16 protein-coding genes are annotated in these 9,382 nt (G+C 42.9%); 5 read left to right on the top strand and 11 right to left on the bottom strand.

The genetic code is table 11. The features are described 5' to 3' along the window. Window positions 1–4 precede the first annotated feature (4 nt). Together AOC33_RS06460 and AOC33_RS06455 are read left to right on the top strand one after the other, a co-directional pair. Complete coding sequence (locus tag AOC33_RS06460) at window positions 5–529, top strand: DUF2878 domain-containing protein (RefSeq protein WP_089515946.1); 525 nt, start codon at window positions 5–7, stop codon at window positions 527–529. After that, a complete protein-coding gene (locus AOC33_RS06455) occupies window positions 510–827 on the top strand; it encodes a 4a-hydroxytetrahydrobiopterin dehydratase (protein WP_089515945.1) in 318 nt (105 codons plus the stop codon). The genes AOC33_RS06460 and AOC33_RS06455 overlap by 20 nt, the downstream gene beginning before the upstream one ends. Before the next feature lie 18 nt (window positions 828–845). Here the strand turns inward: AOC33_RS06455 and AOC33_RS06450 are convergent, their stop codons facing one another. Further along, a complete protein-coding gene (locus AOC33_RS06450) occupies window positions 846–1,541 on the bottom strand; it encodes an SDR family NAD(P)-dependent oxidoreductase (RefSeq protein WP_089515943.1) in 696 nt (231 codons plus the stop codon). A 152-nt stretch (window positions 1,542–1,693) separates the two neighbouring features. On the opposite strand from AOC33_RS06450, the gene AOC33_RS06445 reads away from it, so the two are divergent. Continuing rightward, window positions 1,694–2,140, top strand: a complete 447-nt coding sequence (locus AOC33_RS06445; protein WP_089515941.1) for a potassium channel family protein — start codon at window positions 1,694–1,696, stop codon at window positions 2,138–2,140. 36 nt (window positions 2,141–2,176) lie between these two features. Here the strand turns inward: AOC33_RS06445 and AOC33_RS06440 are convergent, their stop codons facing one another. Genes AOC33_RS06440 through AOC33_RS06425 form a run of 4 tightly spaced genes read right to left on the bottom strand, consistent with a single transcriptional unit; the run spans window position 2,177 to window position 4,188 of the window. Then, window positions 2,177–3,016: an ion transporter gene (locus AOC33_RS06440; protein WP_219349912.1), complete on the bottom strand. Its 840-nt coding sequence runs from the start codon at window positions 3,014–3,016 to the stop codon at window positions 2,177–2,179. Window positions 3,017–3,025: 9 nt separating this feature from the next. Further along, a complete protein-coding gene (locus AOC33_RS06435) occupies window positions 3,026–3,382 on the bottom strand; it encodes a hypothetical protein (protein WP_089515939.1) in 357 nt (118 codons plus the stop codon). 4 nt (window positions 3,383–3,386) lie between these two features. Beyond that, a complete protein-coding gene (locus tag AOC33_RS06430) occupies window positions 3,387–3,767 on the bottom strand; it encodes a YchJ family protein (RefSeq protein WP_089515938.1) in 381 nt (126 codons plus the stop codon). Window positions 3,768–3,777: 10 nt separating this feature from the next. Continuing rightward, entirely contained in the window at window positions 3,778–4,188 is a 411-nt protein-coding gene (locus tag AOC33_RS06425) for an HIT family protein (RefSeq protein ID WP_089515936.1), read from the bottom strand. Between the two features lie 79 nt (window positions 4,189–4,267). Here AOC33_RS06425 and AOC33_RS06420 point away from each other — a divergent pair, with 79 nt between their 5' ends. Beyond that, window positions 4,268–4,882 (top strand): YqiA/YcfP family alpha/beta fold hydrolase, encoded by a 615-nt coding sequence (locus tag AOC33_RS06420; protein WP_180738114.1) that lies wholly within the window; start codon window positions 4,268–4,270, stop codon window positions 4,880–4,882. Here AOC33_RS06420 and AOC33_RS06415 read toward each other — a convergent pair. Genes AOC33_RS06415 through AOC33_RS06400 form a run of 4 tightly spaced genes read right to left on the bottom strand, consistent with a single transcriptional unit; the run spans window position 4,837 to window position 7,609 of the window. Further along, on the bottom strand, window positions 4,837–5,631 hold the full coding sequence (locus AOC33_RS06415; RefSeq protein ID WP_089515934.1) for a formylglycine-generating enzyme family protein: 795 nt from the start codon (window positions 5,629–5,631) through the stop codon (window positions 4,837–4,839). The genes AOC33_RS06420 and AOC33_RS06415 overlap by 46 nt on opposite strands. Further along, entirely contained in the window at window positions 5,628–6,194 is a 567-nt protein-coding gene (locus AOC33_RS06410; protein WP_089515932.1) for a protein-methionine-sulfoxide reductase heme-binding subunit MsrQ, read from the bottom strand. The genes AOC33_RS06415 and AOC33_RS06410 overlap by 4 nt, the downstream gene beginning before the upstream one ends. A 3-nt stretch (window positions 6,195–6,197) precedes the next feature. Further along, window positions 6,198–7,157: a protein-methionine-sulfoxide reductase catalytic subunit MsrP gene (msrP, locus tag AOC33_RS06405; RefSeq protein WP_089515930.1), complete on the bottom strand. Its 960-nt coding sequence runs from the start codon at window positions 7,155–7,157 to the stop codon at window positions 6,198–6,200. Between the two features lie 59 nt (window positions 7,158–7,216). Next, on the bottom strand, window positions 7,217–7,609 hold the full coding sequence (locus AOC33_RS06400) for a CoA-binding protein (RefSeq protein ID WP_089515928.1): 393 nt from the start codon (window positions 7,607–7,609) through the stop codon (window positions 7,217–7,219). A gap of 49 nt (window positions 7,610–7,658) precedes the next feature. Between AOC33_RS06400 and AOC33_RS06395 the strand changes: the two genes are divergently transcribed. Next, window positions 7,659–7,886, top strand: a complete 228-nt coding sequence (locus AOC33_RS06395; RefSeq protein WP_089515927.1) for a TIGR02450 family Trp-rich protein — start codon at window positions 7,659–7,661, stop codon at window positions 7,884–7,886. 10 nt (window positions 7,887–7,896) lie between these two features. Here the strand turns inward: AOC33_RS06395 and AOC33_RS06390 are convergent, their stop codons facing one another. Further along, window positions 7,897–8,922: an acyltransferase family protein gene (locus tag AOC33_RS06390; protein ID WP_089515926.1), complete on the bottom strand. Its 1,026-nt coding sequence runs from the start codon at window positions 8,920–8,922 to the stop codon at window positions 7,897–7,899. 15 nt (window positions 8,923–8,937) lie between these two features. Then, complete coding sequence (locus tag AOC33_RS06385; RefSeq protein WP_089515924.1) at window positions 8,938–9,375, bottom strand: hypothetical protein; 438 nt, start codon at window positions 9,373–9,375, stop codon at window positions 8,938–8,940. Between the last annotated feature and the right edge of the window lie 7 nt (window positions 9,376–9,382).

Here is a 9,382-nt window from a genome sequence, read left to right as displayed (position 1 = left end):
GTCTATGAAAAAACTGATCAACTTCATTCAATTTCAGGCAGTTTGGTTTCTATGTATTTTTGGGGCTGCCCATCAGTTTGAATTGATGGCCATCCTGATTTCTGTAGGCATCATTGCTTGGGCCATCCTTACCTCAGAGCACCGTATGCATGACTATGTGATTGGCTTGATTGCGGTGATCATAGGAGTGGCTCTTGATAGCTTACTGATATCCCAAAACTTAATTACTTTTACAACGGCTTATTGGACATCGATGGCACCTTTGTGGATGACGCCTATTTGGATTGCTCTGGCATTGACGCTTCAATCATCCATGAGCTGGTTGAGTGGCCGCTATTTGCTCGCAGGAGTATTGGGTGCCATCAGTGGACCATTTGCCTATTGGGCTGGCGTCAGAATGGGGGCAGGTGTATTTCCTGACTTTGTCACCGCCATGATTTGCTTATCAGTTATCTGGTTGATCATTACGCCAGCCTTGTTTTATCTTTCATCACTTTTAAAAGCTCGTCATGTCCACTCAAGCAACTAACGTCAAGCCAGCTTTACTGGCAGTTAAAGATATTCCAATCAGTGAGCTAGAGGGTTGGGCCATCAGTGCTGATCAACTCTCACTGCAGAGGAAGTTCATGTTCAAGAATTTTGAGCAAGCCTTTGCTTTCATGAAGAATTGTTACGAGCCAATTGAAGAGATGAATCACCATCCTGATTGGTCAAATGTTTACAGCACTGTGCATGTGACATTGAGCACCCATGATTCTGGCGGCATCACGCACAAAGACATCGCTTTAGCGAAGTCAATGAATCAAATATTTCAAAATATCAAATAATTAAATGTAGAGAATTTCTTACCAAGGAATCTCTTCGCCTTGGTAACTCAAGAACTTGCCAGAGTCGCTTGCGTTGACGTTCAAGAGCACTTGCAACATATCAAAAGTCGCATCATGTGGTGTTCTACCAATCTGATCGCCTTTAAAGGGCCTTGATAGAGCAGAGGCAACTGTGCCGGGGTGCAAGGCCAGTAAGCAATGATTGGGTCTTGTGCGTTTTTGCTCAATCGATGCTGTTTTAATCAGCATATTCAAAGCAGCCTTAGAGGCTCGATAGCTATACCAACCACCCAAGCGATTGTCTTCAATGCTACCGACTTTGGCAGACAGACAAGCCATGACGCCAAACTCAGAATCTAATAGTGGCGCGAATGATTGCAAGCACATGCCAGGACCCAAGGCATTTAACTGCATGGTTTGCATGAACTGAGCTTCATGCAAGTCTGATAACTTCTTCTCTGGCAACCAAGCATCTGTGTGAAGAATGCCTGTAGCAACAATGATCAAGTGGAAAGGGCCTTCATGAGACAAGGCATCAGCTGCTGCTTGAATGCTGTCAGGATTTGCATAATCAATCGATGGTGTAGATTGTCTGCTCAAGCCAATGACTTTTGAACAATTTGGAAGTTTATTTAAATGCTCAATGAATGCCTGACCAATCGAACCGGTAGAGCCAATCACTAAGGCATTGAATTTTTCTAGATGAGACAGCATAAAGAATATTCTTAAATTGAATCAATTATTGATGAATGAATTGATCTAGTGTAACCATTCTCAAAGTTTTTATCTGCGGCTTGATTATTCCGGTGGTGTAAAGCTTGATAAATCGGTAATATGGACCAATTCTTTTTTAAAGAAGCCTATTTATGCTGCTGACCTTCGCTTTTATATTTAATACACTCTTGGCTTTTTTAGTGATCCTGCTTCACTATGAAGTCTTATTTCAATTGGATAAACAATTGCCCAAAGTCGCGCATTTACCTGGGCGTTTCAAAGTGCTGGTGGGTGCTGGTGTGATTTTCATGGCCCACATTGTTGAAATTTGGATATTTGCTTTAGGTTATTTGCTGGCACTGCAATTTGATGGCATGGGCGGCTTGACCGGGGCAGCCAGTGGTCATGGCCTCCTATTGGATTATGTTTATTTATCTTTCGTCACCTACACAACTGTTGGTTATGGAGATGTGGTGGCCCATGGCTATTTGAGATATTTGACCGGTATTGAGGCTCTGCTAGGCCTCTTGCTGATCACTTGGTCAGCATCATTTCTGTTTTTAGAGATGCAAAAATACTGGACATCATCCAAAAAATAAGAAAGATAAATAAGTTCGATGAATAAAGGCGATGATTTAGTCGTGAACGTAGTCAGGTAGTTTGGCACCACAATGTCGACAGTATTGGTCGGTAGCAGCATGACCTTCTGACATGCATTCTTTACAAGTTCTGGTGGTGATTTGTTCGGGACGCGAACTGGCTAATTCAGCGGTCACAATACCCGTTGGTACTGCCAAGGTTCCCCAACCCATCAACATCATGATGGATGTGATGAATCTTCCCAAGTCTGTTTTAGGAGTGATGTCACCAAACCCAACAGTGGTCATGGTGCTGATGGCCCAATAAATACTCGTTGGTATGCTCGTAAATCCGTTGGCTGGACCCTCAATCACATACATGAGAGTGCCCAAGACCATCACAATCATCAAAACAGCAGACAAAAAGACAAAAATCTTTCTTCTGCTGGCTGCTAGGGCAGCTCCTAGATGAACATATTCCGTGACATATTCAGTGAGTTTGAAAATTCTGAAGATACGAATCAAGCGCAACACGCGCACATCAATCAAGGCATGTAACTCAGGGAAGAGCATCGCTAGATAGGTCGGAAGAATCGCCACCAAATCGATGATGCCGTAAAAGCTCTTGATGTACTGCATCCGATTTTGCGCACAGTAAACCCGCGCAATGTATTCCAAGCTGAAAATGATCGTGAAGATCCACTCTAGAACAGTCAGGCTGAAGTGAAATTCTGCAGAAATTGACTCGATGCTATCGACCACCACCACAACCAGTGATAGCAAAATCAAATAAATCAGAGTTTTATCAAATAACTGTCCTGCGCGAGTATCAGCCTCAAAGATGATGATGAAAAGTTTTTCTTTGAGCGTCTTCTTGGCTAATTGTTCGGACATCATGATTGGCCTTTATTTTTCTGACATTGCTTTGTAAATGCTCGGGAAGCAGCTAATGAATATATAGCTGGCATATTGTTCTGCTTGCATCTTATCTAAAGCATCATAGATTTCTTCGCGAATCAGACCAATGGTGTGAGAGTCTGTTTTTTCTAGAGCATTGATCAAGCGTTGAGCCATAGAGTCTTTTTCAATATCAATGCCATGCTTGATTTTGATTTCGCCCAAAAAGGTGCCAAACGTGCTGGCAAACTGCATATCAGCCACAAATCCTTTGTGGATACTGGGGTGCTGTTGGACCAATATGACAGCCTGCTTTTGGCAATCTTGGAAGACAGCGCGCATTTTAAGAAGAATATCGTCGTTCATAGAATCATTTTATCTTGGGAAACTGCCCATCGACATATAGCCATTGTTTGCCTTCAAAAACAAAGGAGCTGATTTCGTGAAGGCGATGGGCTTTACCGTTGATTTTATATATAGCCACAAATTCTACCTTGGCAGATAAACGATCACTGGCTTCATTGAACTGCTTGACAGTCAGCCCCATCCATTGAGTAGGATCTTGATTGAATAATGGTTCTTGAGGTCTGGTGGAGGGGTGCCATGTGCTCAATAAATAAACTTCATTTTTTAAAACAAAGGCACTGTAGCGTGAGCGCATCAATTCTTCGGCATTGCTGGCCAGTTCTTTGCCCTCAAGAAATCTTCCGCAACATGTTTCGTGGCGATCCTTGCCGCACGGACAGTTCATTGATGATTCCTTAAATACTTGGTACTTTGATGAGTTTGGCTAATTCAAGCAGGCGCTCGATGCCTGGTTCTTTTCTTGGCCAAACCAGTTCAACCCCATCATTTTTATATCGAGGTAAAACATGCACATGGATGTGCGGTACTGATTGCCAGCCAGCATCTTTGTTGGCTTGTAAGAGGGTGATGCCTTCAGCCTTGAATACATCTTGAACAACGTGAGCAATGCGCTTGGCCACTAAGAATAGTCGTTGGGTGGTTTCTTCGTCGATATCTAAAATGGTTTCGTATGGTTTTTTTGAGGCCACGATCACATGCCCATCATTCACTTGGCCGGCATCCATGAAAGCAAACACGAGATCATCTTCATAGACTTTGGCGCAGGGAAATTCGCCAGATAAAAGTTTTTCAAATATTGTGCTCATCAACAAACCTGATTTCTTGAGTAAGATTCGACTATATTAGGCTAATTCCTCTTGCTTGATTCAAATTAAAATCATTCACATGCATTTATTTGTTTATCTTCACGGTTTTAAATCTTCGCCACTCTCTAATAAGGCCCAATTGACCAAGGCTGCAATTGAGCAGCGTATTCAGTTGGGTGAGCAGATTACTTGGTACTGTCCGCAATTGCCTGCCTCACCCCGCGCAGCAATCGCGATGGTGCGAGAGCATATCGATAAGCAAACATTCAGTCATTTGTCTTTGATGGGCTCTTCTTTGGGTGGTTACTACGCTACTCATTTGGGCGAACTCTTTCCAAGTAAGGTCAGTTTGCTGAATCCAGCGATTGAGCCAGCCAGAGATTTACAAAAATACATTGGTGAGCAGAAATCTTGGCACCAAGAAGAGGTGTTTCATTTCTTGCCAGAGTACATTGAAGAGCTTCAAGAGATCTATGTAGAAAAGATCAATCAAGCAGAGCGTTACTTCTTATTGGTAGCAAAAGGAGATGAGGTTTTAGATTGGCGTGAGATGATCGCTAAATACCCTGATGCTCAGCAATTGATCTTAGAGGGTGGTGATCATGCCATCTCTGATTATCCAAATTATTTAAATCAGTTGATGCAGTTTCACTTTACAGCCTTAGCATCTCTCACGCACCTAAAACCAACATAAGCCACTTTGGTATCTCTGGGTTTTGTGGCCAGAGCAGATTCAATTTGATTCTCTGGTCCGTACCACCAAGAGGCACCGCGAGTGACTCGCTCATTGCCCGGACCATCATCCACCCATTCCCAAACATTGCCGCCCATATCGTACAAACCATTCACACCTGGCTGAGTGGTCATCACTGCCACATGGCCTGTGCCGCGATTAAGAACATTAGCAGGGGCTAGGCCTTTCAAACCTGCACAGCCATTCAAGCAATGCGAGTTTTGTGGGGTATCACCATTGGCATAGGTATAACGTTTACCTTTGACGAATGGCTGTGGAGGAGCGTCCCGCTGTTCCAGAAAGGCCGCTGATGTCCATTCTTGATCTTTGGGCAGTCGTTTGCCAAAAAATTGGCAGATGGCTTGTGCTTCATCAAAATTTAAATGAACCGCTGGCTCTTGATCTTTTGCTGGCACGCCAAATGGTTGCAACCAAGTCCATCCTTTTTTGCGTGTCCAACCGTTTTCATAAATGAAACTACCGCCTTCTTTTTCGCCCGAGCTGACAAACTTGGTTTGTTGTGCATAAAGTTTGACTGAACCAATCGTGACTTCATGCAAGTCCCATTCAAGTTGACCAATTCGAGTCGTTTTTTCTAAAGCACTTGGTTTTGATTGAGCGCTGGCTATGCTCATCATGGAGGTCATGAGGATGGCCAATAGACTGCCGTAAACAGGCATCTTTAAATTGTGTTGTTTGATCAGATTCATAGTTTTAACCTCGGTCTTAGTCTTAGTGCTAGAAGTATCAAAAGAATAGCGCCATAGATGCTCACGGTGAAGTAATCATTTTTTCCAGACTTGTGCCAAAAATAATGAAGGATCACCAAGGGTGCAATCAAGTAAATCAATTGATGCAGCCTGGCCCAGCTCCGTTTTAGTTTTTTAACGGCCCATTGATTGGATGTTAGCGCCAAAGGAATCAGTAAAACAAAAGATATGAATCCCACCGTGATGAAAGGACGCTTGATCACATCGATGATCATTTCTGAAAATATCAGACTGTGATCTAACCAAAACCAAATTGAAAAGTGCAGACAGGCATAGAAGAACACAAATAAACCCAAGGTTCTTCGGTATTGGATCAATTGATTGATACCAGTGAGTCTTCTCAAAGGTGTGATGGCCAAGGTCAAACACAAGAACACCAATGCCCATGTACCAGTTGATCTTGTGATGAATTCAATGGGGTTCGCTGTCAAATCATCTTGGTAGCCCAAAACTATCAATCGAACCAATGGCAGTAAACCAATGCCGATCAATAATGCTTTCATCACTTAATAAAACTTCCGTAAATCCATGCCTTTATAAAGATGCGCCACTTGCTCAGCGTAGCCATTGAAAGGCAAAGTCTTGATCTTAGGTGCAAACATACCGCCCTCAGCACCGATTCTTCTCTCAGTTGCTTGACTCCAGCGAGGATGGTTGACCTCTGGGTTGACATTGGAATAGAAGCCATACTCATAAGGGGCTGATACTTTCCAGCTCGTTGCGGGTTCTTTATCGGTGATGCGGATTTTTACAATTGATTTAGCACTCTTGAATCCATATTTCCAAGGCACATTGATACGAATTGGTGCGCCATTCTGGTTGGGCAGCACTTCTCCATAAAGACCAAATGTTAGAAGTGCCAATGGATTCATGGCCTCATCTAAACGCAAGCCTTCGGTGTATGGCCAATTCAATACACGACTGTTCACTCCAGGCATTTGTTTGGGGTCGGCCAAAGAAATGAATTCAATGTACTTCGCAGAACCTTGTGGTTCGCTGGCTTTGATCAGATGAGATAAAGAATAACCAATCCAAGGGATGACCATGGACCAGCCTTCAACACACCGAAAGCGATAGATTCGTTCTTCCATGGGGGCCAACTTGAGCAGGGCATCAATGTCCCAAACTTTTGGTTTATTAACCAGACCTTCAACACTCACAGTCCAAGGTCTTGTTTTTAGCGTGTGGGCATTGCGAGCAGGATCAGCTTTATCTGTTCCAAACTCATAAAAATTATTGTAGGTGGTGACATCTTTATAGCTTGTCAGCTTATCTGCCACAAAGAACTGCGGATTGACTTTGGCCGGAAGCTTTTGGCCGCTCTGAGCAAAAGCACTTCTGCTGAATACTTCTGCTTGCGACAAGCCAAACACACCCATCGCCGCCAACTTGATTAATTGACGTCTCTTTTCAAAGATGTTTTGAGGGGTGATCTCGCTGGCCAGGATATCATGGGTATTTTTCATGCATCTAGCTTAATCGAGAATCAGGATTTCTGCTTTATTTGCCTCTCTAAATTGAAGGCTTAAAGACCCAGCTTGCGGTGTTCCACCATCAGGCATTTATTCATGATGCCAGTTAGGCCATGTGAGCTGGCGTAATCCAAAGCTTCCTGGTTAATGACCCCCATTTGAAGCCACAAGGATTTTGCGCCAATTTTGACCGCCTCATGAGCAACATCGAGGCAATCTTCTGACTTTCTGAACACATTCACCATGTCCACAGGTACTGGAATACTGCTCAAATCTGGATAACAGGGCTCGCCCAAAATTTCAGAACAGCTTGGATTCACTGGAATGATCTTGTAGCCATGCGCTTGCATGTACTTCGTCACGCCATAAGATGGTCGATCAGGTTTATTGGATAGCCCGACCACAGCAATTGTTTTGGTTTCTTGCAATAATTGTTTCATCTTCATAGTATCTATTGAAATGAATAAAAATTAAAGAGCCATTGAAATTTCATCCATGACCAAAAATCCGATTCACCCCAAAAAACTGCTCTTGAGTAAATGGACAGCTGTCACACCTTTGAACAAAGAAAAACACTTCATGGTGATCAAAGTGATTGATCCAGAAATAGAAGGTGGTGCAGTGGAGCAGGTGGTGATTGAAGCGGTGATGAGCAAGCGTCAAAAAACAATTCAATGGCGATCACTCACCAATGGATTGGAATGGAAGCAGGGTTGGGTTTAATTTCTTAGGTTTAATTCTTTTCTATGTATTTATAGAAAGGAATGGCCAGCAATAAACTAAGTACTGCTGATACGCTCATTCCAAAGACATTCATCCAAGGATCACTTGGGTATAGCTTCACCCAAATGCCACTGACCACCAGGGAAACTGGGAAGTGCACCAAGAAAATAGAATAAGACATCTCTCCAATTTTTCCCAATGGGTTATTCCACAGTTTGGATTTGGACCAATTGCTCTCATAACTACCGAATAACAAAAATGCCATCAGCAATGCAATTAATAATCGCTCCCTGAAATCTTGATAGTAAAGAGAAAAAATGGTGATGGCTGCCACAGACAGAATCAAGACATGATGTGATTGGCTTCTTACCAAGTATGCAGTCAGCAAGCCCAAGCCATAGGTGGCAAAGAAGAAAATGAAAAAAACGTCATAGATATTATGACGATTAAAAAATATCACCGATGCAATTGTGAGGGCGCTAAAGATGATCAATGTGATCAGGCGAGTGCTGCGGTAACTCCAGCTGGCTGGTGATAATTTCTCTACCAAGAAAACCAGCAGAGCGCAAACGGCAAATAACTGAAAATCAATCGCAACATACCAAAGGCCTGCAGATAAAGATTCATAACCAAGGATGTTTTGTAAAAAGAACAGATGGCTCAATAATTGAGGAACATCTGGCATCGCAGAGATTGAATGGTGCTCCATCAGGCGACTCGCCGTAAATGAAGCTGCAATGGCTAAAGCGATTGCGCCAAGGTAGGGAATCACCAGGCGAAGATACTTATGCCAAATCACTTGTTGCACAGAATGCTTGGCGAAAAAATTGGGTTCGCTGAGTTTTAAGCCAGTTAAAAAACCACCAATACAAAGAAATACCGCAACCGCCAAGCGTGCGTCATCAAAAAAGAAATCAATGCTGTTGGGGATCACTGCATTAGCTACATCCGACATGGGCCCATAAAAAGCCAAGTGATGAAAAAGAATCAACAGGCAAGCAATGCCTTTGATGTTGTCAAGAAATGCTGAACGCATAGAATCTTCGAGGTCTTATTGTGGCCAAACAACTGATTGTTTTTGAAACTTACCTTCTTCAACCACCAAGGAACGTTTCAAAACTTTCCCTTCAAATGAATATTCAGCATCGTATTTACCCGGATTCATTTTCAGCAACATGATGGGGCCATCACTCAAGGCTTCAAAAACGATCTTCTTTTTTTGATCAAGAATCTTCACCGTAACATCAGCCACCCAAAGTGGTCTTTGCGGATGATCTTGGGAAAATTCCAAAACCAAGGGCCATTTTTTACCCAAAACTAACATTGCATCAGACTCTTCACTACCAATACCACCACTGATGTATTCAATACCTTGAGAAACTTTGGCGTCTGGAATATCGACCTGTGCCAACGATAAGCCTGAAAACAATACCAAACAGGTACTCAATAAAACACGTGAGAGTGGGGTGAGAATAGCGGTTAACAACATGGCAATG

This window comes from Polynucleobacter cosmopolitanus (assembly GCF_002224225.1).
Taxonomy (GTDB): Bacteria; Pseudomonadota; Gammaproteobacteria; order Burkholderiales; family Burkholderiaceae; genus Polynucleobacter; species Polynucleobacter cosmopolitanus.
The sequence above is the reverse complement of the archived record's forward strand: the minus strand, read 5'-3'. Positions and strand labels throughout refer to the sequence as shown.